General features: G+C 37.5%; 23 protein-coding genes, 1 other RNA gene, 1 pseudogene and 1 other annotated feature. Of the genes and pseudogenes, 21 read left to right on the top strand and 4 right to left on the bottom strand.

The window, feature by feature from the left end; translation table 11 throughout:
• Positions 1-15: 15 nt before the first annotated feature.
• On the top strand, positions 16-528 hold the full coding sequence (locus tag ACQKN2_RS07075) for an adenine phosphoribosyltransferase (protein ID WP_323647549.1): 513 nt from the start codon (positions 16-18) through the stop codon (positions 526-528).
• Between the two features lie 275 nt (positions 529-803).
• Here the strand turns inward: ACQKN2_RS07075 and ACQKN2_RS07070 are convergent, their stop codons facing one another.
• A complete protein-coding gene (locus tag ACQKN2_RS07070; protein ID WP_323647548.1) occupies positions 804-1,250 on the bottom strand; it encodes a MarR family winged helix-turn-helix transcriptional regulator in 447 nt (148 codons plus the stop codon).
• A 233-nt stretch (positions 1,251-1,483) separates the two neighbouring features.
• On the opposite strand from ACQKN2_RS07070, the gene ACQKN2_RS07065 reads away from it, so the two are divergent.
• Both ACQKN2_RS07065 and ACQKN2_RS07060 read left to right on the top strand, forming a co-directional pair.
• Positions 1,484-2,740 (top strand): MFS transporter, encoded by a 1,257-nt coding sequence (locus ACQKN2_RS07065; RefSeq protein WP_427414349.1) that lies wholly within the window; start codon positions 1,484-1,486, stop codon positions 2,738-2,740.
• 154 nt (positions 2,741-2,894) lie between these two features.
• On the top strand, positions 2,895-3,602 hold the full coding sequence (locus ACQKN2_RS07060) for a M23 family metallopeptidase (protein ID WP_427414348.1): 708 nt from the start codon (positions 2,895-2,897) through the stop codon (positions 3,600-3,602).
• Between the two features lie 229 nt (positions 3,603-3,831).
• Here the strand turns inward: ACQKN2_RS07060 and ACQKN2_RS07055 are convergent.
• Positions 3,832-4,428 (bottom strand): annotated as a pseudogene (locus tag ACQKN2_RS07055) (DUF3885 domain-containing protein).
• Positions 4,429-4,894: 466 nt separating this feature from the next.
• Here ACQKN2_RS07055 and ACQKN2_RS07050 point away from each other — a divergent pair.
• The 5 genes from ACQKN2_RS07050 to ACQKN2_RS07030 all read left to right on the top strand — a co-directional run bounded on the left by ACQKN2_RS07050 (position 4,895) and on the right by ACQKN2_RS07030 (position 10,143).
• Positions 4,895-5,986, top strand: a complete 1,092-nt coding sequence (locus tag ACQKN2_RS07050; RefSeq protein WP_427414347.1) for a carbohydrate kinase — start codon at positions 4,895-4,897, stop codon at positions 5,984-5,986.
• A 4-nt stretch (positions 5,987-5,990) separates the two neighbouring features.
• A complete protein-coding gene (locus ACQKN2_RS07045; protein ID WP_427414346.1) occupies positions 5,991-6,905 on the top strand; it encodes a pseudouridine-5'-phosphate glycosidase in 915 nt (304 codons plus the stop codon).
• A gap of 211 nt (positions 6,906-7,116) precedes the next feature.
• Positions 7,117-9,312: a bifunctional (p)ppGpp synthetase/guanosine-3',5'-bis(diphosphate) 3'-pyrophosphohydrolase gene (locus ACQKN2_RS07040; protein ID WP_323647538.1), complete on the top strand. Its 2,196-nt coding sequence runs from the start codon at positions 7,117-7,119 to the stop codon at positions 9,310-9,312.
• Between the two features lie 101 nt (positions 9,313-9,413).
• On the top strand, positions 9,414-9,854 hold the full coding sequence (gene dtd / locus ACQKN2_RS07035; protein WP_427414345.1) for a D-aminoacyl-tRNA deacylase: 441 nt from the start codon (positions 9,414-9,416) through the stop codon (positions 9,852-9,854).
• Positions 9,855-9,924: 70 nt separating this feature from the next.
• Positions 9,925-10,143, top strand: coding sequence for a DUF2642 domain-containing protein (locus ACQKN2_RS07030; RefSeq protein ID WP_427414344.1), 219 nt, complete (start codon positions 9,925-9,927; stop codon positions 10,141-10,143).
• Between the two features lie 341 nt (positions 10,144-10,484).
• Here the strand turns inward: ACQKN2_RS07030 and ACQKN2_RS07025 are convergent, their stop codons facing one another.
• On the bottom strand, positions 10,485-12,068 hold the full coding sequence (locus ACQKN2_RS07025; RefSeq protein WP_427414343.1) for an SH3 domain-containing protein: 1,584 nt from the start codon (positions 12,066-12,068) through the stop codon (positions 10,485-10,487).
• 163 nt (positions 12,069-12,231) lie between these two features.
• Positions 12,232-12,473, top strand: a binding site (T-box leader).
• A gap of 116 nt (positions 12,474-12,589) precedes the next feature.
• On the opposite strand from ACQKN2_RS07025, the gene hisS reads away from it, so the two are divergent.
• The 9 genes from hisS to ACQKN2_RS06980 all read left to right on the top strand — a co-directional run bounded on the left by hisS (position 12,590) and on the right by ACQKN2_RS06980 (position 21,470).
• A complete protein-coding gene (gene hisS, locus ACQKN2_RS07020; protein ID WP_427414342.1) occupies positions 12,590-13,855 on the top strand; it encodes a histidine--tRNA ligase in 1,266 nt (421 codons plus the stop codon).
• A gap of 239 nt (positions 13,856-14,094) precedes the next feature.
• Positions 14,095-15,864: an aspartate--tRNA ligase gene (aspS, locus tag ACQKN2_RS07015; protein WP_427414341.1), complete on the top strand. Its 1,770-nt coding sequence runs from the start codon at positions 14,095-14,097 to the stop codon at positions 15,862-15,864.
• A gap of 139 nt (positions 15,865-16,003) precedes the next feature.
• A non-coding RNA gene (gene ssrS, locus ACQKN2_RS07010) (6S RNA) lies at positions 16,004-16,202 on the top strand.
• A 112-nt stretch (positions 16,203-16,314) separates the two neighbouring features.
• Positions 16,315-16,860, top strand: coding sequence for a GrpB family protein (locus ACQKN2_RS07005; protein WP_427414340.1), 546 nt, complete (start codon positions 16,315-16,317; stop codon positions 16,858-16,860).
• Positions 16,861-17,261: 401 nt separating this feature from the next.
• On the top strand, positions 17,262-18,419 hold the full coding sequence (gene nagA / locus ACQKN2_RS07000) for an N-acetylglucosamine-6-phosphate deacetylase (protein ID WP_427414339.1): 1,158 nt from the start codon (positions 17,262-17,264) through the stop codon (positions 18,417-18,419).
• 31 nt (positions 18,420-18,450) lie between these two features.
• Positions 18,451-19,173 carry a GntR family transcriptional regulator gene (locus ACQKN2_RS06995; RefSeq protein WP_427414465.1) on the top strand — a complete coding sequence of 241 codons (723 nt, stop codon included), beginning with the start codon at positions 18,451-18,453 and terminating at the stop codon, positions 19,171-19,173.
• 4 nt (positions 19,174-19,177) lie between these two features.
• Positions 19,178-19,897, top strand: coding sequence for a sugar isomerase domain-containing protein (locus ACQKN2_RS06990; RefSeq protein WP_427414338.1), 720 nt, complete (start codon positions 19,178-19,180; stop codon positions 19,895-19,897).
• 17 nt (positions 19,898-19,914) lie between these two features.
• Complete coding sequence (locus ACQKN2_RS06985) at positions 19,915-20,184, top strand: HPr family phosphocarrier protein (protein WP_427414337.1); 270 nt, start codon at positions 19,915-19,917, stop codon at positions 20,182-20,184.
• Positions 20,185-20,294: 110 nt separating this feature from the next.
• Entirely contained in the window at positions 20,295-21,470 is a 1,176-nt protein-coding gene (locus ACQKN2_RS06980; protein ID WP_427414336.1) for a GNAT family N-acetyltransferase, read from the top strand.
• A 206-nt stretch (positions 21,471-21,676) separates the two neighbouring features.
• On the opposite strand, the gene ACQKN2_RS06975 is transcribed toward ACQKN2_RS06980, so the two are convergent.
• Positions 21,677-21,799: a hypothetical protein gene (locus ACQKN2_RS06975; RefSeq protein WP_427414335.1), complete on the bottom strand. Its 123-nt coding sequence runs from the start codon at positions 21,797-21,799 to the stop codon at positions 21,677-21,679.
• Between the two features lie 140 nt (positions 21,800-21,939).
• Between ACQKN2_RS06975 and ACQKN2_RS06970 the strand changes: the two genes are divergently transcribed.
• From ACQKN2_RS06970 to ACQKN2_RS06955, 4 genes are read left to right on the top strand one after another with little or no spacing between them, the layout of a single operon-like run.
• Positions 21,940-22,248, top strand: a complete 309-nt coding sequence (locus ACQKN2_RS06970; RefSeq protein WP_323647521.1) for a PTS sugar transporter subunit IIB — start codon at positions 21,940-21,942, stop codon at positions 22,246-22,248.
• A gap of 13 nt (positions 22,249-22,261) precedes the next feature.
• Positions 22,262-22,582, top strand: a complete 321-nt coding sequence (locus ACQKN2_RS06965) for a PTS lactose/cellobiose transporter subunit IIA (protein WP_323647520.1) — start codon at positions 22,262-22,264, stop codon at positions 22,580-22,582.
• 45 nt (positions 22,583-22,627) lie between these two features.
• Positions 22,628-23,956: a PTS sugar transporter subunit IIC gene (locus ACQKN2_RS06960; RefSeq protein WP_427414334.1), complete on the top strand. Its 1,329-nt coding sequence runs from the start codon at positions 22,628-22,630 to the stop codon at positions 23,954-23,956.
• 27 nt (positions 23,957-23,983) lie between these two features.
• Positions 23,984-25,066, top strand: a complete 1,083-nt coding sequence (locus ACQKN2_RS06955; RefSeq protein ID WP_427414333.1) for a DUF871 domain-containing protein — start codon at positions 23,984-23,986, stop codon at positions 25,064-25,066.
• The last annotated feature ends 185 nt before the right edge of the window (positions 25,067-25,251 follow it).

Below are 25,251 nucleotides of genomic sequence, written 5' to 3'. Positions count from 1 at the left end.
AGGAGGAACAATAACATGGATTTAAAGCAATATGTAACAACGGTTGAAAACTGGCCGAAAGAAGGTATCAGCTTCAAAGATATTACTACAATTATGGATAACGGTCAGGCATACAAATATGCAACAGATCAAATCGTAAGTTATGCAAAAGAATTAGGGGCTGAAATTATTGTAGGTCCTGAGGCTCGTGGCTTCATTATCGGATGCCCAGTTGCTTATGCACTTGAAATTGGATTTGCCCCTGTTCGTAAGCCAGGAAAATTACCACGTGAAGTGATCAGTGCTGACTACGGTCTTGAGTACGGTAAAGATACGTTAACGATGCACAAAGATGCAATTAAACCAGGTCAAAAAGTATTAATCTGTGATGACTTACTTGCGACTGGTGGTACAGTTGAAGCGACAGTGCGTTTAGTTGAACAATTAGGTGGTCAAGTTGTTGGTTGTGCATTCCTAATCGAGTTAACAGATCTAAACGGTCGTGCAAAACTTGGCGACCTAGACATTAAAACACTTATCCAATATTAATAAAGATTAGTTTCTTTTTATAAAGAATGCAGAAAAGCGTCACAATTTTGTGGCGTTTTTTATTATTAATTAGAGTAACATGCCAGAAGATAAATGCTAGTGAAATGGGTGATTGTAGTGGAGATTGAGCGACTCCTCGGGGATCAGCGTCACAGATGAGACCCTGCAGCGTAAGCGAAGCGGCTCATCGGACGCCCCCCAGGAAAGCGCTCAGTCGGAACGAAAATCACCCTCTCGCTTTGCCGAAGGTAATTAAAAAGTCATTTATGTCTTCTTTATTCTTCATCATAAGATTGAATTATTTTTTGAATCGTTTTCAATGTTTCATAAAAATCCTCGTACTTCTCTATGCCAATATCATTGATAATTCTTTCTTGGATATCTTGCCAAATTGGAGCTGCCTCGTTTAATTTTTCAATCCCTTTTTTAGTTAGTGTAATGACCTTTGTTCGAGCATCTTGCGGATCTCTCGTTAAATCCACATAGCCATTTTGTTTTAACAAGTTAATATTGCGAGTAATGGTTGTTTGATCGAGTAGCAAAATTTCACCTAGTCGACTTATGGAAACTGATTGTTGATGATCGATATTTGCTAGCATTGAGTATTGTGTAATTTTTAAGCCAGTGGGCTGTAGTAATTTATCATACAATTGTGTCACGACTCTTGATTTTTTTCGAAGGTTTGCGCATACACATATATGTGTGTAATCTATATTCTTCATTGCTCCGTACTCCTTTTCGAGTTGGTTCACTATTATAGTAGCCTTATTGATTTATTTTCTTAAGCTGGAAAATGTTTCTTGACAGTAATAAAAGTTGTACCTAAAATTAAGTATATGTATATACATGTATTTTGGAAAGGTATTCACTCCGAAAATACATGCATATACATATATAATGGTCGTAAATATAATTAATACATCAAAAAAATCTTTCAAGAAATGAAGGTGATAAGATGAAGCGTATTCATTATAGCTGGATTATTTTAATTATAACCTTTTTCTCAATTATTGTTGCAGGAATTACATTGTCATCTTCAGGAGTTTTTATAGACTCCTTAGAAAAAGAATTTAATTGGGATCGATCTTTAATTGCTTTAGCTTTTGCAGTGAGTTTATTTATATATGGGTTTTCAGGTCCATTTATGGCGGCGTTATTAGAAATAGTTGGTTTAAAGAAAATGATGCTAGGAGCGATGGCTACATTATTAATAGGTGTGTCGCTTACTCTTTTTATGACACAATCATGGCAGTTAATCATGATATGGGGCGGTATTATTGGCTTAGGAGCGAGTCTCTTTTTAACGGTGTTAAGTCCTTATGTAGCCAATCATTGGTTCGTGAAAAGTAGAGGGCTAGCAGTAGGGATTTTAACGGCAAGTACTGCAACAGGGCAGTTAATTCTTCTCCCTATATTGGCAATTATTATTGAGTATTATTCTTGGCGATGGGCGATTGTATTAATTCTCGTGCTAAGTATGATTATGTTCATCACTATTTCTATATTTATAAAAAATAAACCACAGGATATTGGAATTCTTCCTTATGGGATGGAAGAAGAGTTAGACATACAACAAGAGAATCAAAAGAAAAATCCCATTAGTATTGCTTTTAACGGTTTATTTGAGGCTATAAAGAGGAAAGAATTTTGGTTACTAGCGGGAAGCTTTTTTATTTGTGGACTTTCAACTAGTGGGTTGATTGGTACTCATTTTGTTTCTTACTGTATTAGTTTTGGTGTTCCTTTAGTAACCGCTGCATCTTTTCTTTCTTTTATGGGGGTGTTTAATCTTGTTGGCACCACATTATCAGGATGGCTGTCCGACCGTTTTGATAATCGATGGTTATTGTTTTGGTATTACCTTTTAAGAGGAGCATCTTTGCTTTTACTCCCATATTCATTAATGCAAGGGTCACTTACCTTACTGACAATTTTTACAATATTTTATGGATTAGATTGGATTGCCACAGTACCTCCAACGATTAGTATTTCTAGACAAATTTTTGGTACAAATAAAAGTGGCGTTATTTATGGGTGGATTTTTGCATCTCATCAAGCAGGAGCCGCAGTTGCTGCTTATGGTGGAGGCCTTATCTACAAGTTTTTTAATTCATATACTTGGGCCTTTTTCCTTGCTGGGATGTTCTGTGCATTGGCAAGTTTATTTGTTATCATCGTGAAAAAACAAACACCTCATCAAGCCAATATTTGATAATCAAAAATCAATTTAAAAAGTTGAACCAAATTACTCTGTAAGATTAAAGACAAGTGAATGTATTATAAAACAGTAATATATCAGTATCGTACTTGTAGTACTAGTCATTTTCAATAATGTAGGTAAAGAATCGGCGGAGGAGGGATATGAGATGATTGATGCGTGTGAGCCAATAATCGTAGAGTTTCCTTTGAGAGGAGAATGGCACTCTCCTAACACTCCAGGGACAAAAATTCCGAGTCACGGCACAAACCAATTAGGATCAAGATATGCTTTTGACTTTATTCAAGTGGATTGGGAAAGAAAGGGCTGGCCTGCCTATCGCGTTAGTCTGGCGCAATATCTACTTTTTGGTGTTCCTTTAGATGAATATTATTGTTGGGGGCAAGAAGTATATGCTCCTTGCGACGGGATCGTTGTCCAAGCAGAGGATGGATATAAAGAACGAACACGTACAAAATTGCTTTCAGATATGTCTAACGCTTATAAAAATGCTCATTATTTCGACCCAAAGAAAGATGACATACAATCAGTTGCTGGCAACTACATTATTATAGAATGTCCCAACAATGTATATGCTGGATTAGTCCATCTTCAAACTGGGTCCATTCAGGTTTCAGTTGGTCAGCGTGTAAAAAAAGGTGAAGTTATTGGTAGGGTTGGTCATTCCGGTAATTCCTTTGCTCCGCATTTGCATTTTCAACTTATGGATAGTAGTGACATAGCTACTGCAAACGGATTGCTTTTTGCTTTTGAACAATACGAAATATTTAAAGATGGCATATGGGAAAAAGTAAATAATGGGATTCCAACAAATAAGGATAGAATAAGATTTCAAAAATCTGATGAATGGGAATAAATTAAAACTGCATAAAGGGGTACCGTCAGGAAAATGGGCTTAGCGTTGTAAATCCGCGATGGTACCCCTATAATAAAGTTCCCCCTCACGGCAAAGTCAAGAATTATTTCTAGCCCACTATTGAGCTATCCTGCACCGTTAGCACAACAAGCGATTGCTCTAATTAAACAATCACTCTCCGTTTGTCGAATAAAAAAGATTATACCTTCTTGAAAATGCTATCAAAGTATTAACGCCAATAATCAACTAGCCAATTATTATATGTATGATACAAAGGCAACAATTTCTCAATACCCTTAGAATGTATTAAACAACCTCTATCATCATACATATGAAATATTAAGTCCTTATCAATACTAATAAAATACACAGATTGTCCAATAGAAGGTTCTCTTCCTTGTTCATAATTCCCTGTACCTTTAAGTATTTCCTGGTAGGGTACAGACTTTAATTGTGAGTATACAAATTTCACTTTGTATTCATTCTTAACTTCTATTGTTTGACCCGTGACCTCATCATAATCCTCATCTATATCGTATAAAGTTTCCTCTTCTAAATTTTGGTCACATAATAGATCATACAGATATTCAGGAGTAGTATTTCCAAACATAATATCCTCGGTAATTTCCCAATCTTATATATAAATATAAATAGAATCATCGGGCTTGAACACTTCTTCAAATAATGTAGTAACTCTTGTAACAACTTGATTGAATCTATCTTCAGTTCCATTTTCATATGGTTTTCCTAGTTCAAACCTTAAATGTAATTCACTAGTTAGGTTAGGGAAATTGCTATCTATATACTTCAATATTTTTTCCTTCATTGGAGTTACTCCCTTATATAAATTCTGTGAATTTCCCATCATTAACGCACCTTATTTAAGCTTTCAAGCCTTTCTATTGTAACCAAATCCAATGATACAAACCTCTTATTCAACTAAACTGCACCATTCGTTGAATAGCAACTATCTTTAACAACCTATATCTTTTAATATTTAGAGGTTTAAGAAATAGACTTGAATGTCCATTTTAATAATTGGTCATTTGCGGTAAAAAAAGGCTAGGTAGAGCGAGTTTATTCAAGCCCTTCTAGCCTTTTAATTTCTAAGCATATGATGTGTGAAATTAAATAGAATTCACTATTTATAATAGTTCCAGCTTATATATTGATATTAATAAAAGATATTTATAAGGTTCAACTTTTTTGTTTAAATCTAAAATGGAAAAATTTTTTTGACATCATCTAAACAAAAGTTTATAATGTAAACAAATATAATAAAAGGTGATGCTATGAATGAAAGAGAACAGGCGGTCCTTGCATTAATTCGCCAGAATCCGTTTATGTCTCAGCAAGAGATGGCAGATAAGATGAAGCTATCTCGACCAGTCCTTGCTAATTTAGTGTCGAGCTTAACGAAGCAGGGGAAAATTGTAGGTCGTGCATATATTTTGCCTGAGGAAAATGAAATTATTTGTATCGGTGGAGCCAATCTTGACCGAAAATTTCATGTAAAGGGGAATGTCCAATTCGGTACGTCCAATCCTGCTAGCTCTTCTTTTAGTGTAGGTGGTGTTGGACGAAACATTGCTGAAAACTTAGGTAGATTAAATCATCAAGTAACATTGTTGACTACTGCCGGCAAAGATGCTGATTGGCAAGTGATCCAAGAAGCGTCAGAGCCATTTATGAATTTACGTTATGTGGAGCAGCTACCAGACGCTTCGACTGGTTCCTATACTGCGGTTATGGATGAGCAGGGCGAGCTAGCATTAGCGGTAGCAAATATGGAAGTATATGATCTTTTATTGCCAAGTTTGCTAAAAAAACATGAGGCAATGCTGATGAATGCGGGCTGCTTTATTATGGACTTAAACTGTCCAAAGGAAACAGTGGCTTACATTCAGCAGGTGTCGATTGCCCGTGAGATTCCATTTGTCATCGTGCCGGTATCTTCGCCAAAAATGAATCGATTACCAGATACGTTGCAAGGTGTAACATGGTTTATTTGTAACACAGATGAAGCGGAGACGATTGTTGGTCATACAATCGAAAACTCAACGCATTATGAAAAGGCTTTACAGCAACTTCTTACATTAGGTGCTGAGCATGTCATTATTACAGCTGGTAGTAAGGGAGTGTATGCAGCTTCCACTACAACGAAGCCAAGTCATTTCGCAGCTAAAGCCATAGAAAAAATTGAAGATGTGACAGGTGCAGGAGACGCCTTTGTCAGTGCAGTAATCCATAGCTGGCTTACTGGCCAATCCTTTGCAACATGTGTTGATGCAGGTTTAACAAATGCCAAAAATACGCTTGCATCGCCATATACCGTAAGACCTGAACTATCAGTTGATTTGTTAAACAGTGAAATGGAGGAATAACAACATGAAAGAATTCATCGTATTATCAGAAGAAGTAAAAGCAGGACAAGCGAAAGGTTTACCAATCGTAGCATTAGAATCAACAATTATTTCTCACGGAATGCCATATCCACAAAATGTACAAACAGCACGTGAAGTAGAACAAATTATTCGTGATAATGGTGCAGTACCAGCAACTATCGCATTAATCGATGGTAAAATTAAAATTGGTTTATCAGATGAAGAACTTGAAATGTTCGGTAATGCACAAGGTGTAGCAAAAGCATCTCGTCGTGACTTAGGCTATCTTTTAGCATCAAAAAAAATAGGAGCAACAACTGTAGCTGCAACAATGATCTGTGCGGAGCTAGCTGGTATTGAAATTTTTGTAACTGGTGGTATCGGTGGCGTACACCGTGGTGCTGAAACAACAATGGATATTTCAGCAGACTTAGAAGAATTAGCACAAACAAATGTTGCTGTAATTTGTGCGGGTGCTAAGTCCATTTTAGATATTGGTTTAACTTTAGAATATCTTGAAACAAAAGGTGTACCAGTTGTTGGATACGGTACAGATGAACTGCCAGCATTCTACACACGTCAAAGTGGTTTTGATGTAAACTTCAAGATTGATACGCCAGAGGAAGTGGCAGAAATGCTACGTGCAAAATGGCAATTAGGCTTAAAAGGTGGAGCGGTCATTGCTAACCCAATCCCAGAGTCTGAAGCACTTGAAAATGCATTCATTACAGGAATCATTGAGAAAGCTCTAGCAGAAGCAGAAGAAAACGGTATTCAAGGTAAAAACGTGACACCATTCTTACTTGGAAAAGTGAAAGAATTAACAGAAGGTAAAAGTCTTGATGCCAATATTGCATTAGTAAAAAATAATGCAGTAGTTGGTTCAAAAATTGCTGTAGCGTATAATAAATTTAGCTAATTAACTTTAGGACGAGAAAAGAGACCCTTTGCGAAATGTAGAATTCGCAAAGGGTCTTTTTATTCATTCTAGGGTATATTTTTCCATTTTTCACAATGTTCACGAGAATAACTAAACAAAATGACACAGTTACTTTACAATAGCCCATTAAATTTTATACAATTAAGTTTATATCTAATCTGAAAAATTTGACGAGCAAGGTGGACATGTTATGGCGAAAGAGCAAATTTTGACTCCCGAGGACGTTTTTGAGTTAGTCAAATCCTACATGAATGATGAAAATGTCGCATTCGTGAAAAAAGCATATGAATTAGCAAGGGATGCCCATATTGAGCAATTCCGAAGCTCAGGTGAACCGTATATTATTCACCCAGTGCAAGTAGCTGGTATTCTAGCTGAATTACAAATGGATCCTGAAACAGTTGCGGCTGGTTTTTTACATGATGTTGTCGAGGATACGGATTTTACGCGCGACGATTTAGTTCGTGAATTCGGCGAAGAGGTTGCGATACTTGTAGACGGTGTAACAAAGCTTGGAAAAATTAAATATTTATCTAAAGAAGCGCAACAAGCAGAAAATCATCGAAAAATGTTTGTAGCAATGGCGCAGGATATTCGTGTCATTTTAATTAAACTGGCAGACCGTCTACATAATATGCGCACGTTAAAGCATTTACCTGCAGAAAAACAACGCCGTATTTCTAAAGAAACACTTGAAATTTTTGCACCACTTGCGCATCGTCTTGGGATTTCGACTGTTAAATGGGAGCTTGAGGATACAGCACTTCGTTATTTAAACCCCCAGCAATATTATCGCATTGTCAGTCTTATGAAGAAAAAACGTGATGAGCGTGAAGCATATTTAGACAATGTCATGACTGAGATGAAGTCACAGCTTACAGACGTTGAGATTGAAGCGGATGTTTATGGTCGCCCAAAACATATATACAGTATTTATCGTAAGATGGTGTTACAAAAGAAACAATTCAACGAGATTTATGATTTATTAGCCATTCGTGTACTTGTCGATAGTATTAAAGATTGCTATGCCGTACTTGGGATTGTGCATACGTTATGGAAGCCGATGCCTGGCCGCTTTAAAGATTATATTGCGATGCCAAAACAAAACCTATATCAATCCCTGCATACGACAGTAATTGGTCCTTATGGTGATCCATTAGAAGTACAAATTCGTACGAAGGAAATGCATAAAATTGCAGAATACGGGATTGCAGCGCATTGGGCATATAAGGAAGGTAAAAAAGTTGATAATGAAAAACAAAATGTCGACCAAAAATTAACGTGGTTCCGAGAAATTTTAGAATTCCAAAACGAATCATCGAATGCTGAAGAATTTATGGAATCTTTAAAATTTGATTTATTCTCTGATATGGTCTATGTATTCACACCTGAAGGAGATGTCATTGAATTACCGGCAGGCTCTGTACCTATCGACTTCGCATACCGTGTGCATTCAGAAGTTGGAAATCGTACAATTGGCGCAAAAATCAATGGTAAAATGGTGCCGCTTGATACACCGTTAAAAACGGGAGATATTATTGAAATTTTAACTTCAAAGCAATCATTTGGTCCGAGCCGTGATTGGCTGAAAATAGCCCAATCCTCACAGGCAAAAAATAAAATAAAGCAGTTTTTCAAACGTCATCTTCGTGAGGAAAATATCATCAAGGGCAAAGAGATGATAGAAAAGGAAATCCGTGCACAAGGTTTTGACGTTAAAGAAACAATGTCAGCGGAAAATTTGAAGCGTGTATGCGAAAAATTTAACTATACAAATGAAGAAGATTTATATGCTGCTGTCGGCATGAATGGAATTACAGCTCAGCAAGTTGCTAATCGTCTAGCGGAAAAACGCCGCAAAGAGCGTGAACAGGAAGAAGCACTTGAGAAAATTGAACAAAAAATGAAAAACCCTATTCCGCAAAAACATACGGAATCGGGTGTTATCGTAAAAGATATTGACAATATGCTTATTCGACTTTCACGTTGTTGTACGCCAGTTCCTGGAGATGAAATTGTAGGCTTCATTACAAAAGGTAGAGGTGTTTCAGTACACCGTGCAGACTGCCCGAATATTCAAGTAGATGATGAGCAGGAGCGTTTAATAGAAGTAGAGTGGGAACACGGACTTACTCCAGAGAGAAAAGAATACCCTGTCGATATTGAAGTTTCAGCTTTCGATCGACCAGGCATTTTAAATGAAATCATGCAAATTGTTAGCGAAACGAAAACGAATATTCTAGCAGTGAGTGGTCGTGCGGATCGCGATAAAATGGCAACGATTCATTTAACGATATCGATTTCAAATATTTCGCATTTGCATAAAGTAGTGGAACGTATTAAGCAAACACCTGATATATATTCAGTACAACGTGTTATTAACTAATTGATTTCTTTACTAAATGAATGGTTGGGCAGTAGCAACTTTGTTATGTACTGAATATCATACTTCCGGTGCTTACAATGAGGAATTGAGGTTTTTAAAGAATGAAAGTAGTTTTACAACGTAGTAAAGCAGCCTCTGTTACGGTTGACGGAAAAGTAACGGGAGCTATTGATAGTGGCTATGTTCTTCTAGTGGGCATTACACACGAGGACACGCAGGAGAATGTTGAATATTTAGCAAAAAAAGTAGCTAATCTCCGCCTTTGGGAAGATATTGATGGAAAAATGAATCATTCCATTTTAGAGCATGGAGGGGCTATTCTGTCCGTCTCACAATTTACATTGTATGGGGACGCAAAAAAGGGGAATCGTCCAAGTTTTACAAATGCAGCAAGGCCAGAAGTTGCGGAACCGTTATGGGAGGCTTTTAATAATACCTTACGCGAACACGGTTTACATGTGGAAACAGGAATATTTGGTGCAATGATGGACGTTGCACTTACAAATGATGGCCCAATTACGATACTTCTTGAGTCTAAATAAATGGTACATTTCCTATAATTCATTCATACATTTAATAGTATGGTTAGTTTTGTAGGAAGGAAGTGTGTGAATGGTGACTCAGGGAGGAAGTATATCAAATCCATATTTATACGAAACGCTAAACATGATGATTGATCAGGCAATAGTAGTGCAAACAGAGGAAAATATCCAACAAGGAAAATTAATCTCTGTATTACCTGACGATATCGTTGTAGAGATTAGTCGTATGCCGCTGTTCATTCGTATGAAAGAAATTGTGTGGGTTACGTTGGCAACAAAGAAAAAATAAGCGCATAAAGGTCTCTATACTCATGGAATATGAGTTGGAGGCCCTTTTTGTTTAAGTGTGTAACTAGTAGACAGTGAGTACTGAAATCTGATATAAAGTTGAACTGTTTGTTAAAAACAATGTTGTTTACAATACAGAGGCCGATTTCAGTTCATCGCTTATATACACTTCTAAAAAGAAAACGTCATAAATGTTTGATAATCAAAAATAAGCTGCAAAGGAATATTAACTCTACTTTCCTTTGCAGCTTATTTATTTTGCCTAACGGGCAGTAATTTATTTGTATCGAAAGCGATGCGTCATTGGGGATGAAGAAAGTCCTCAATGATTCAAGTTTCACTTTATTGATTTTCGTCAAAGTAATTTAAAACGCCTTGGTAGATGCCAAGAGTAGCTTGTTCCCGGAATTTAGCGGTTGTAATAGCACGTTCCTCACTAACATTACTTAAGTAGCCCAACTCAATAAGGACAGCTTTTTGACGATTTTCTCGTAGAACTAAATAATTTCCTTGTTGGGTACCACGATTCTTTAGATCGATCTTATTTGAGAGTCCATTATTTATTGCCTCTGCAAGACCTTGTTGATTACTGTTCATATAATATGAGGTGAAACCATTAACGGAGCTATCGTCTGTTGCATCATAATGAATACTGATAAAGGCATCTGCCTCATATTGGTGTGCAATTGCAACGCGTTTACGAAGCGCAACATATTCATCTGACTCTCTGGACATGACAACATTTGCTCCAGCAGCACTCAACTTTGAAGCAAGAAGGGATGCCGTTTTCAATGTAATTTCCTTTTCATTTGTTCCGCGTTGTCCGGTAGTACCGTGATCATTCCCACCATGTCCAGCATCTACGATAATCGTTAACCCATTTAAAGTGCCTTTCTTGCGTGGTTTCGATTTTTCCTTCTTAGTCGCAGTAACAGCTTTGCTTGACGAAGAAGTCGTAACGACCCAGTTTGCCACAAAAGCAGTTTTGTCATCTATTTGTATTTCATAAAAATCATTTTTAGCGCCTACAATAGGGTAGGTTTCACCAGCATCTACACGTTCAACGACATCAGCAACTGTTGATGCATCTGTCCGTAAGTTTGTCCCATTATAAATGATTGTGACAGTTTCCAGCTCAGAGGAAGCAGAAGAAGATTTGGATGCCTTTTTTTCTATATTTGAAAAAGTACCATAAAAGCTATAAACCCAACCTGCTTTATTATCGTTATATTGAATTTGTACCCAGTTATGCTCTTGAGCGAGCACCTTAAAGGCTTGTCCATTTGAAACAGTTCCTACTTTGCTAGTATTTAAGTCTGGCTGTTGGCGCACATTAAGTGCATCCACTAAAACTGTAAATGTTGTATCTTTGTTGACTTTTTTTGTGGATACTTCAACTTTAGGTTCATCGGCCTCAGCCTTTGCCTTTTTTTCAGGTAAATCATTGATCGTAACATAGTCAGTGGATACCCAACCAACTAGTCCGTTCCAATCTATTTTCGCCCATTCGCCATTTTTTTCAATAAGATTAGCTTGGTCGCCTATTGATAATTGTCCAAGAACTGCTGAAGATATGTCAGGCTCAGTACGAATATTTAGACGATCGACTTGTGAAATCAACGTTTGATCAGCCGTTTGTTTATCGTTTATCGAAGCTGTTAGCCAGGATGCTACCCAACCTTCGTAATTGCCTGCTTTTACTTGTATCCAATCGCCCTCACGACTAATAGAGGTTAATGGGTCACCCTCATCTAATGTCGTAATGATTGGATAAGACAGTCCCGGTCCCTCACGTAAATGAAGAATCGTTCCAGTTACTTTTAAATCACTGGAGTCGGCTAGTGCTCTTTGAACAGTGTGACTTGGAAACGTAAACGTTAGCACTAGTACGAAGATGATTAGATTATGTATTAGTTTTGTCCTCATCAGATTCCTCCTATTCTTGTTCTATTTTACCATGCTTTTGTAATAGAATTCGTGGGAAAAAGGTAACGGAAATTGTTATTTTAACGATTGTAATGTAAAAAAAACAAAAACAGTTGACATTGCCTTTTGTTGTGACTAACATAAAGGGTAATCAAAAAATGATTAACCGCTTATGACCAAGCAAGTAGCGTATACCTCTATTGGAGAAGAGAGGGAAAGACCTAGGCTGAAATCTTTCCTACAAAAATGTATAACGTGAATAACACTTGAGAGGCTTTTTTCTGAAAAGTAATACTTAGTAGGAAAAAACGGAATCGGCCGTTATCCGATCAGGAGGAGGACGCATGTATTTGATGCGTCAACTAGGGTGGAACCGCGGAAGCTTGTACAGCTCTCGTCCCTTGCATTACGCAAGGAGACGAGGGCTTTTTTATTGGACAAATTTTAAGGAATCCATACTTGAAATGATAGAAGTCCAGAAGACAGCTTGCTCATAAGCAATTTATAAAGGAGGTATTTATATGAGTTTTAAAGTGCCACGAGGGACGCAAGATATTTTACCTGGCCAATCTGAAAAATGGCAAAAGATAGAAGCAGTTATCCGTGATATCTGTCGTGTCTATCGCTACAATGAAATTCGTACACCAATTTTTGAGCAAACTGATTTATTTGCACGTGGTGTCGGTGAAACAACAGATGTTGTTCAAAAGGAAATGTATACATTTGAAGATCGCGGTGGCCGTTCGTTAACATTACGTCCGGAGAATACAGCTGGTGTAGTTCGTGCTTATGTTGAACATAAAATGTTTGGTGCACCTGATCAACCAGTGAAGCTTTCATATTTAGGACCAATGTTCCGTTATGAACGTCAACAAGCAGGGCGCTACCGTCAATTTGTTCAATTTGGAGTAGAAGCCATTGGTTCAGCGGACCCAGCTATTGATGCGGAAGTAATCGCGCTAGCAATGGATGTCTATGAATCAGCTGGTTTAAAGGATTTAAAATTAGTCATTAATTCTCTTGGTGATAAAGAAACACGTGATGCGCACCGTACAGCACTGCTACGACACTTCGAACCACATATTCATGAGTTTTGTTCAGATTGCCAAAATCGTTTGCAAAAAAATCCACTGCGTATTTTGGACTGTAAGGTAGACCGTGAGAACCCGTTAATGGCATCTGCACCTGCATTAACCGATTTCCTAACAGAGGAGTCAGCAGCATATTTCGCTCAAGTTAAAACGTATTTAGATACACTAGGAATTTCGTATGAGGTCGATCCAAATCTTGTAAGAGGTCTTGATTATTACAATCATACGACTTTTGAAATTATGTCAACAGCTTCTGGCTTTGGGGCAATTACTACACTTTGTGGTGGGGGGCGCTACAATGGCCTTGTACAAGAAATCGGTGGACCAGAAGTACCAGGTATCGGTTTCGCATTAAGTATTGAACGTTTATTGCTTGCGCTAGAAGCTGAGGGTGTTGAGTTGGATACAGCATCAGGACTTGATGTCTATATGATCGCTATGGGCGATGAAGCGAAGTTAAAAGCGGTAGAGTTAACAAGTACCTTCCGTGCAAAGGGCATTTCTACGGAGATGGATTATCTAGATCGCAAAATGAAAGCTCAAATGAAATCTGCTGACCGTTTAGGTGCAAAATATACGATTGTTTTAGGTGAAACAGAGCTTGAAGAGCAAGTAGCTACTGTTAAACATATGGAATTAGGAGAACAACAAAAAGTAGCGTTCTCAGAATTAGTGAACTACTTATTAAAACAATAAACGAACACAAGCTGTTTAAACATATATCGTTTATATTTCGATACAAGATTGTCTGTCCAAATGATTCAAATATCTACGTTATTTTGGACAGATATTTCATCTAACAATGAACGGATATCTAATTTTCTATGGCATCAATTCACTACTTAGTAGGAAATGTATGCTACATAAGTAAAATAAACGGTCCATCATCAAAAGTTATGGTGATGAGCCAAATAAATTTTGGAGGAATTAAATAAATGGCAACAAGAACACATGCTAGTAACGAGCTTTCAGAAGCATTACAAGGCGAAAAAGTCGTATTAAAGGGTTGGGTACAACGTCGCCGCGACCTAGGTGGTTTAATTTTCATTGATTTACGTGACCGTACTGGAATTACACAGGTAGTATTTAGCCCTGATGAAGCAGAAGCACATGCTTTAGCTGATAAAGTACGTAGTGAATATGTAATTGAAATAGAAGGAACAGTTATCCTTCGTTCAGAAGACCAAATCAACCCAAATGTACCGAACGGTAAAATTGAGGTAGAAGCAACAAAATTAATCGTCATTAATACAGCAAAAACAACACCATTCCAAATTGAAGATCGCACAGACGTTTCTGAAGATCTACGTTTAAAATATCGTTATCTTGACCTGCGTCGTCCTGTTATGTTTGATACTTTCAAAATGCGTTCTGACGTTACTCGTACAATTCGAAACTTCTTACAAAACGAAGGCTTCTTAGAAGTAGAGACACCAATTTTAACAAAATCATCTCCAGAAGGAGCTCGTGACTATTTAGTACCATCACGTGTTCATGAAGGTGAATTTTATGCATTACCACAATCACCACAGCTATTTAAGCAATTATTAATGGTATCTGGTTTTGAAAAATACTTCCAAATCGCACGTTGCTTCCGTGATGAAGATTTACGTGCTGACCGTCAACCAGAGTTTACACAAGTTGACATTGAAACAAGCTTTTTAACGCAAGAAGAAATTATAGAAATGAACGAACGCTTAATCCAAGCAGTTATGAAAGATGTAAAAGGCATTGATATCCCTGCTCCGTTCCAACGTATGAAATATCAAGAAGCAATGGATCGTTACGGTTCTGATAAACCAGACGTACGTTTTGGTTTAGAGCTTGTTGATTTAAATGACATTTTTGATGGCTGTGATTTCAAGGTATTTGCTGATACAGTGGCACAAGGCAAGCAAGTAAAGAGTATCAACATTAAAGGTGCGGCAGATAAATACTCTCGTAAAGACATGGACGAGCTAACGAAATTTGTTGGTATTTACGGAGCAAAAGGTCTTGCTTGGTTAAAAGTAACGGAAGAGGGCTTAAACGGACCGATTGCAAAATTCTTTGACGAAGCATTAGCAGCTGCTTTAATCGAACGTATGAAAGCGGAAGTGGGCGATATTTTAGTATTTGTAGCTGATAAAGCGCCTGTTGTAGCAGCATCTCTAGGTGCACTTCGTACAAAATTAGGTCAAGAATTAGGCTTAATAGATGAATCAGAATTTGCATTCCTATGGATTACAGATTGGCCATTGTTTGAGTACTCTGAGGAAGATGGTCGTTACTATGCAGCGCATCACCCATTCACACGTCCATTTGATGAAGATATCCAGTTAATGGATACTGATCCTTCAGCTGTCCGAGCACAAGCATATGATATCGTTTTAAACGGCTATGAGCTTGGTGGAGGTTCATTACGTATTTATGAACGTGAATTACAAGAAAAAATGTTTAATTTACTTGGTTTCACAGAAGAAGAAGCAAGAGCTCAATTTGGCTACTTATTAGAAGCATTTGAATACGGTGTACCACCACATGGAGGTCTTGCATTTGGTCTTGACCGCTTCGTTATGTTACTTGCTGGCCGCACTAACTTACGTGACACAATTGCATTCCCGAAAACGGCAAGTGCTAGTTGCTTAATGACAAACGCACCTAGTGAAGTGTCTCCTGATCAATTAAGCGAGTTAAGCTTAGCGATCAAACCGTTCAGAAAATAATTTGTACTTCAAAATACCTGGATTTCCTAGCAAAAACTGTTGGGAATCTAGGTATTTTTTGCGTTTTCGCAAGAATTTAGATTTTTTTAAAGAAAATAGTTTGAATTATCAGAAATATAGTGTTATTATAACTGTAATACGAATCCTGATGTGTTTGTCTAATTGCTAGCTCTACTTAACAGTTTTGACCGAACACTATAGAATCGGGAGCCTTCATTTTGTAGTCGCAAACAAGCCCCATGCGGAGCGGGACGTTTAAAGCTGCAAAGCGGGCACCCCCCTGCGAATGCGGGTTCAAAACGAATGTTTCTTGGCATAACGGCACAATCGGGATTCGTCATACATAGTTATTAAGCAAAAAAGGAGCATTTTAAATAGCTCCTTTTTTTAGTGTTATTCAAAAAACAACTGCTAGAAGTAGAACTAAAAAATCATAGAGGAGGACTGGCGATGATCCTTGGCTTAAAAAAGAATGAAGTGAAAATCGTACCATATGATAGTGAATGGAAAAATGAATTTATGCGAACTCATTCCGAGATTATAGAACATACGAATATCCAATTTGATCGTATTCAACATATTGGTAGTACATCGATTGAGGGAATTCAGGCAAAACCAATTATTGATATCTTAATGGGTGTTGAAGATATCAATAATATTTCAGATTCATTTTTAAAAGCAATGAAAAAAGCTGGTTTTTATAGATTACGTGTAGAAAGACCAGCAGAAATTGTATTTGCAAAATTTACAGACGATACATTCGAAATCAAAACACATTTTGTACACTTAGTAAATTATCAAGGAGAAAAATGGTGTGATTTATTGTTTTTTAGAGATTATTTAAATGAAAATGAATCAATCAAAAGACAGTATGAAAAGTTAAAATTAAATTTCCTTAACAGCAATTTACAAGGGATAGATGAATATACATCGTATAAAGAGCAATTTGTACAATCGATTTTTGATAAAAGAAGTCCTTTAACAGGAGATGAATAAAGCGTGAATATAATTGCGAAGAAAGAACAAAGAAATTGAATGATAATTACTACGTTCTCATCTCCGATGATGAAAGAAAATGAAACTTTTAAAAACGTATGCTTTGTGAATAAGTTGATTGCAGTGGAGGCTGGGCGACTCCTTGGGGATCAGCGTCACAGATGAGACCCTGGAGCGAGCGAAGCGAGTGAAGCGGCTCATCGGACGCCCCCAGGAAAGCGCCCAGTTGGAACGGAAATCAACCCCACGTGATGGTAATATGGTTAAAAATTTAGAAAATACAAAAAACACTTTTTATTCTTGGGGGAATGGCATATAATTGGTATAGACAACTATACCGAATTAAGTGATAGCTTGTTAACTTCAGCAATGCTCCTCGAATATGATTAGGGGGTGATCTATTGAAGAATACGCTTTTAATTTCCAATGTTACGATCGTCAATCATGATGAAGCACCGTTTAAAGGCGACCTATACATTAATAATGATAAGATTATCAAAATAAGTAATAACTTATCTGATAAGGCTGAGCACTATATAGATGGCAAAGATAAAAATTGGTTTCTGTTACCTGGCTATATAGATATGCACATACATGGCTCTGCCGGGCATGATGTGATGGATGCTTCGCAATTAGCACTACATCAAATGGCACGCTCTTTAGTACAGGAAGGCGTTACAGGCTTCCTTGCTACTACAATGACACAATCTATAGAAGCAATTGAAAGCGCTTTAGCAACTGTTGGTCGATTTGAAAATAATGAGGATGAGGCAAGCTTATTAGGTATACATGTAGAGGGGCCATATGTATCAAAAAAACGGGCAGGCGCACAGCCAATAGAATACATTATTTTACCGTTTACGGAGCAATTTGCATCCTGGCAGAAAATAAGTAAGCAACGTATTAAACAAGTCACAATTGCCCCTGAGGTAGAGGGAGGCTTTCCGTTTATTGAATCGTTAAAGGAGTTAAATGTTATTGCTTCCATTGGCCATTCTGACGCATCAATTGAGGAGGTGAATAGGGCAGTAGCATTGGGAGTAAGGCAGGCTACACATTTATATAACCAAATGCGCCCTTTCCATCATCGTAATCCAGGTGTCGTTGGTGCAGTGCTTTTAGATGATCTAGTAAAGACTGAAATTATCGCAGATTTCGTGCATAGCCATCCTCAAGCTGTTAAGCTAGCGTATCGTATAAAAGGAGCGAAGGGCATTATCCTAATTACCGATGCGATGCGGGCAAAAGGCTTACATCACGGTGATTATGATTTAGGTGGTCAAACCGTTCATGTTTCTAAGGATGGCGCCCATTTATCTAATGGGGCTTTAGCTGGTAGTGTGCTAACGATGGAGCAAGCAGTAAAAAATATGAAAGCAATCACCAATTGCTCATTGCAGGAAATTGTCGCAATGTCCTCTACGAATGCTGCTAAGCAATTACAACTTGCAACGAAAGGTCGTATTGCAGAAGGCTATGATGCAGATTTTGTATTACTAGATGAAAATTTAAATGTACAAAAAACTATTTGTCGGGGTAAAGTTGTATTTGAGAAATGAAAGTAAAGAGGCGATAAGGATGGTACAAGATTTGTTAGATAAAAATTCTCATATACCTATTTATATACAAATAGAAGAGATCATTAAACAACGTATTTATTTAGAAGAATACAAAATTGGTGAAAATATACCTTCTGAGCGAGAGCTTTCTACGCAGTTTGATGTTAGTAGAATGACTGTGCGTCAATCCATCACAAATTTAGTCAATAGCGGATTGCTGTATCGTGAAAAAGGGAGAGGTACGTATGTCGCTAATCCAAAATTAGAACAGCCGCTAAAAGGATTAACAAGTTTCACAGAGGATATGCGGGCTAGAGGGATGGAACCAAGCAGTAAAGTTTTACGCTTTGAGAAAATCGTTCCACCAGTTGATATTGCTAGAGATTTAATGTTAGAGCCGAGCGAAGAGGTATTCTACGTTGTACGAATTCGTAGTGCAGATTCCAAGCCAATGGCCATCGAAAGAACATATATTCCAGTAAAAATATATCCTGAATTAGATGAAAAGAAAATAATGGGGTCATTATATGCGTTAATTGAAGCAAAATTCCATCAAAAAATTGGAAACGCTATTCAGCAAATGGAGGCGGCTATTGTTCTAAAAGAAGATAGTAAATTTTTGCAAATAAATCATACTGCACCGGTGTTAATTATTAAACGTACAAGTTATTTATCTGATGGAATTCCGTTTGAGCTTGTGCGAAGTACTTATCGAGCTGATCGATACAAATTCATTAGTGAAATAAAAAGGTGATCTTATGGATGCATATTTTCGAGAAATTCAAAAGATAATGCAGTTCGTCAAGGAGCAAGAATATGCCCAAATAAAAGAAGCCGCACAATTTATTGTACAAAGGCTTCAACGCGGAGGAATTGTCCAATTATTTGGTTGTGGCCATTCGCACCTTTTAGCACAGGACACATTTTATCGCGCGGGAGGGCTTGTACCTGTACGTCCTATAATTATTGAACCTTTAACATTACATGCAGGAGCAATGACATCATCAAAAAACGAAAAGGACCCGACGATCATTGAACAGTATAAAGATCATTTTGATTTTCATGAAAATGATGTTTGCATTGTTATTTCGACATCCGGGAGAAATCAAGCACCTATAGATGTAGCATTTTTAGCGAAAGAAGCAGGAGTACTTGTCATGTCTTTGCAATCTCTTGCTTATTGCGAACAAAGGACCCGTCATCAAAGTGGCAAGCGCTTAGAGGAAGTAGTAGATATAGTGGTTAATACGCATATACCAATAGGAGATGGTTTACTGTATCACAATGACATACAGTATGCCCCATCCTCTACAGTTATTGGTTCAATTATTTTAAATACATTATTCAGTGAAGTCATTGAGATCATGGCCAAATCTGACGAAGTATTACCAGTATTTAAAAGTAATAATGTTGACTCGGATTCGTCTCATAATGAAGCTATGATTGCCTATTATCAACATCGAATTAACTTTAAATGACAAGCGGAGGGATATCTATGAAGAAAATATATAAAATAACAGCGCCGGAGGGACTACATGCTAGACCCGCAGCTTTACTTGTAACTGCAGTCACACCATTTGAGTGTGACGTACAGTTAACCTATAAAGAGAAATCGGTCAATTTAAAATCAATTATGGGTGTTATGGCACAAGGAGTAGCGCCCGGAAGCATTGTAGAAATTTCAGCAGATGGGCCAGATGCTGAGAAGCTTTTTCAAACAGTAACAGAAGTAATTGTGTCTAAAGAAATTGGAGAAGAATGCTAAAAATAAAAGGCATTGTTGTATCTCAGGGGCAAACTATAAAGATTCAAGGTAGTTTTTAAGTTTTTCTTTAATTGTAAGAATATTCAGTGTTAGAAGGGGCGATTTTTTCTATGGAAATAAAAATAATCCCACCAAAAGATTATTTACAGGTACATCAATTAAGAGATTATTGTTTTCCTAATAAGTATACTGGTGCGCGACGGGATGATTTTCACTATTGGGTTGAGCATAGCACAACATTGGGTGCTTACGATGAACATAAAGTAGTTGGACAGCTATTAATATTGCCACTTAATATGACAATCCATGGTGAAAATTATGATATGGGCGGAATTGGCTTTGTTGCAACCTATCCTGAGTATCGGCAGCAAGGTATTATCAAAAAGCTTATGACGGAGGCACTAAAGAAAATGCGCGAGAATGGGCAAAGCATTTCTGTATTAGCACCATTTTCTGTATCCTTTTATCGTTATTTTGGATGGGAATTATTTTTTGAGAAGCTATATTACACGATTCCGCAATCGATGTTTCCTTCTTTCGGAAAGCAATTGGACGTCGTAAAACGTATGAGCTTTGAATGGCCAGAGCGCGATCTTTTTCAGGCGATTAAGGATTTTCATAATGCACAGGCTCTTTTCAATAATGGAAGTATGCTACGAGATGACGCGTGGTGGAAAAGAATAGAACGAAGGATGCCTGATAGTCATTTTGCGGCATATTTTAAGGATGATAAAATTGCAGGTTATATTCGTTATACTATTAAGGATGGGACGTTTGAGATTCATGATTTTCTAGCTGAGGATTTACTTGCAGAACAAGCGATTTGGCGTTTTATAACGTCGCATGCGGCGAGTGTAAGTAACATCAAGGGGGTTACTTCTAACAACCATCAATTTGGCTTTTATTTTAATGAACCACAGTTTAAAAAAGAAGTCGTTCAAGATGTGATGGTAAGGATCGTTGACGCTTTGAGGTTTATGCAACTTTATCCGTGGGGCGATATTCAGGAACCGTTATATATTCAAATTGAAGATGCGTTTTGTAGTTGGAATGAACACGTATATCAAATAAATAAAAGTGGGGATGTCTCGATAATTGAGACTAATTCTATCCCAGAAATGCATATGTTAACATTACCAATTAATCTTTTTTCAGCGATGATGGTTGGCTATTTTTCTGTAAAGGATGCGGTTTTGTATGCAAATAAACATTTGACTGAAGACATGATTGGTCGATGGCAGCTTGCATTACCCTCTAATAAACCAGCATTTTATGAATACTTTTAAGAAAAGCGTTCATGAATGAATAACTATCGATCAGTTAGTTCTGAAAATTTAAATTTTTTTAAACTTTTTTCTGGACTATACCACTTAAATGAATCCTTTTAGTAGTCTGTAACAACGATATAGCCCAATTTTCAAAACCATTTCTTAAGGAAGAAAATAGTGTAAAAAGGATATTGTGGTATATACCAATAGGTGCTATTCTCAACTTAAGAAAGCGATTTCATACGTCTTTCAGCAAATGTCCAAACATTCGCTGAAGTAGAGGAACTCAGTCTAAGAACGCCACGTCCTGTGGCAACGACTGAGTGACCAACGTCATGTTGGCCCAAGCCTCCGGCGGATGTCACGGCATCGGAAAGGAGTTCTTTGTGCTAGCACAAAGACGATTCCGGACGCAATTATGCCGAGGCATAATTGATAAATATAATCGCTAGAAAGACGAACTTAAATCACGAAAAGGAGTGTTTAGATGAAAAACATTATGCTAGTGTGTGTAGCTGGAATGAGTACTAGTTTGCTAGTGTCGAAAATGCAAAAAGCAGCACAAGAACAAAATATTGAGGCGGATATTTATGCGATTGCTGAAAGTGAGGTCGACAAAATATTAGCTACTAAAATGGCGGACGTGCTGCTACTGGGTCCGCAAGTCCGTTACTTAAAAGGAACATTTGAAACAAAATACAAGGAAAATTTTCCGATTGATGTCATTAACATGATGGATTACGGCATGATGAATGGCGAAAATGTTTTAAAGCAGGCGTTAAAGTTGATTGGTTAAGGGGGCTACGACAATGGAAGAAACAGTTTTGATGGAATCCATTATGGGATTGATTGTGCATAGTGGTAATACGAAAAGTGAGTGTATGGAGGCGATCCAGCTAGCAAAAAAGGGGCAGATTCAGGAAGCAAAGGGAAAAATACAGCTAGCCAATGATTCATTGATTGAAGCGCATCATTCTCAAACGGCTTTACTTTCACAAGAGGCAAGGGGAGAAAAAGTAGAAGTGTCGATGCTGTTAATTCATGCGCAGGATCATTTAATGAATGCCATTACGTTTCGTGATCTAGCATCTGAAATGATTGAGTTGTATGAACGAATCAAAGGGGAGTAGCATCAAGTTTTGATGTCACAATAAAAAGTAAAGGGAGTGTGTGAAATGTTCCGTTTTTTAGAAGAAAAATTTGTGCCAGTTGCAGCTAGGGTAGGGAGTCAGCGTCATTTAGTTGCCATACGAGATGGTTTTATTACAATCATGCCATTGACAATTGTTGGATCACTTGCGGTACTTGTTAATAATTTGCCTATCAAATTTTATCAAAATGCACTTGATGCTATTTGGAAGCATGAAACTTGGACACAGTGGGGCGGCAATATTTGGGGAGCAACGTTTGGAATTCTCTCGCTATTACTAGCCTTTACAATTGCTTACAATCTTGCAAAAAGCTACGACAAGGATGGACTTTCAGCCGGTGTCATCAGCCTTTCCAGTTATATGACATTTGGTACCTTTGCTGAAGGTGGATTAACAGGATTAACAACAGGTACAGGTGGTTTGTTTATAGCCATTATTGTTGCTTTGCTGTCAACTGAAGTATTTTGTAGATTGTCTGGCAATCCTAAGCTACTAATAAAAATGCCGAATGGTGTACCGCCAGCTGTTTCAAAATCATTCGCTGCATTATTACCTGCTATTATTACAATTGGTTTATTTGCTTTAGTTCGTACAATTATTTCGGCAGGCTTTGATATTCCTGATATTGTCGGTTCATTCTACTCAGCGATTCAAGAGCCGTTTATGGGCTTAACGAATACATGGGTTGCGGCTTTAGCTTTAGCATTCATTCCTACGTTTTTATGGACATTAGGTGTTCACGGCGCTAACATTATCGAACCATTTATGCAAACAATAAATTTACCAGCAATTGAAGCGAATGTAAAAGCAATTTCATCTGGGGAAGTAGCACCATACATCGTCAATAAACCATTCTTCGATGCCTTCATCAATATGGGTGGTTCGGGTACGACAATAGCACTTATTATTGCTATTTTCATTATCGCTAGAAAGAATAAACAATATAATACCGTTGGAAAATTGTCGGCAGCACCAGGTCTTTTCAATATTAATGAACCATTACTTTTCGGTCTTCCAATTGTGTTAAATCCAGTGTTATTTGTACCGTTTATTTTGACACCAATGATTAACGTAACAATTGCTTTCTTTGCAACAAAGTGGGGCTTTGTGCCGGCAGCTACAGTTTCACCACCATGGACAACGCCACCAATTATTAATGGATTCTTAGCGACTCAATCTTGGCAAGGTGCTGTACTTAGTCTTGTTTTACTGATCGTCGCAGTGTGTATTTATTTACCGTTTATTTCGATGGCAAACCGTATCGCAAAACAGAATGAACAGCGAGCCGCAGAATCAGAGTCTCATAACGAACAGCAAGTTACAGAATTAGAAAATCAAAAAGTAGAAGTGTAATTGTGAAACTAATGGAGGTATTTGCAATTGAGAAGATTAGGGATTTCACTATATCCTCAGCATAGTACACTAGAAGATATGAAGCGGTATGTTCAGCTCGCTCATGATAATGGTTTTGATCGAATATTTACATGCCTTATGTCGTTAAATAACGATCAGAAGCGACAAAAATTACAGCAGATAAACAAATTTGCGCAGCAGCTTGGCTTTGAAATTTCAGCTGATATTGCACCAGCTGTTTTTGAAGATTTAGGCTTAACGTATAAAGATATTGGGTACTTTAAAGAGCATTATCATTTAGCGGCATTGCGCTTAGATATGGGTTTTTCAGGCCAGGAAGAAGCGTTTATGTCCCTCGATGCAAGCAATTTAAAAATAGAGTTAAATATTAGTAACGGTACTAAATATGTAGACAATATATTATCCTATCAACCGAATAAAGATAATATTATTGGTTGTCATAATTTTTATCCGAGACGTTTCACAGGTCTATCACGTCAACATTTTTTACAAACATCTCAACAATTTAAAGCGAATCATATTCGAACAGCAGCAATGATTTCATCTCAGCATGCTAAGTTTGGACCTTGGGAAGAAACCGAGCATGGCTTACCAACATTAGAAGAGCATCGTCATCTGCCAATTACTGTGCAGGCTAAGGATTTATGGCACACTGGTTTAATAGATGATTGTATTATCGGCAATATGTATGCGTCTGAGGAAGAATTACGTGAATTAGGCCAATTAAATCGCCATAAGCTAGAGCTGAAGGTTGAACAGTCTGTTGAAACGTCAATTTTAGAAGAAGCAATCCTTTATAAGGAGCCACATTTTAATCGTGGCGATGTTTCAGAGTATGTGATCCGTAGTACACAATCCCGTGTTAAATATAAAAATGGTGACTTCCCTGTACATGATAGCCACCCATTAACATTGGGGGACGTGACAATCGATAATAATTTAGATGTTCGTTATAAAGGTGAGCTACAAATTGTTTTAAAGGAAATACCGAATGCCGGGTCAACAAATGTTGTGGCAAGAGTTGTAGAAGAAGAACAATTCTTATTAGCACATATTCAGCCATGGGGATCATTTGGCTTTACGAAATGATTACAGAAGAAGGGATTAAGCCATTCGTTAACAGTGCTTAATCCTTTTTTATGGTTCATCACCAAAACGTGTGGTTGATTTCCGTTCCGGCTGGGCGCTTTGTTGCTGACGCTTCGCTTTCGCACAGATAAAACATTTGCCGCTGACGCTTCGCTTTCGCGCAGAGCAGAGCTTCCTGGGGGCGT

Origin of the sequence: Lysinibacillus sp. NPDC093688, assembly GCF_050280145.1 — a bacterium.
Taxonomy (GTDB): domain Bacteria; phylum Bacillota; class Bacilli; order Bacillales_A; family Planococcaceae; genus Lysinibacillus; species Lysinibacillus xylanilyticus_B.
The sequence above is the reverse complement of the archived record's forward strand: the minus strand, read 5'-3'. Positions and strand labels throughout refer to the sequence as shown.